Annotated in this window: 1 protein-coding gene; it reads left to right on the plus strand. The window is 46.0% G+C overall.

The window, feature by feature from the left end:
- On the plus strand, positions 1-274 hold a 274-nt coding region (locus tag SB660_RS20490), incomplete at both ends, for an anion permease (RefSeq protein ID WP_410584169.1).

The raw sequence follows: 274 nt of genomic DNA on the forward strand, positions 1-274 counted from the left end.
CGCCGTCCGGACTTGAACCTAAAGCATGGCATTTGTTCGCTATTTTTGTCGCAACAATTATCGGCTTTATCTCCAAGCCCTTGCCAATGGGCGCAATTGCAATTTTTGCATTGGCAGTCACCGCGTTAACGGGAACGCTATCTATTGAAAATACGTTAAGCGGATTTGGAAACAAGACAATCTGGCTGATTGTCATCGCCTTTTTTATTTCCCGGGGATTTATCAAAACCGGGCTTGGCGCCAGGATTTCTTACGTATTCGTACAACGGTTCGG

Source organism: Bacillus sp. SIMBA_005 (assembly GCF_046535585.1).
GTDB classification, from domain to species: Bacteria; Bacillota; Bacilli; order Bacillales; family Bacillaceae; genus Bacillus; species Bacillus pumilus.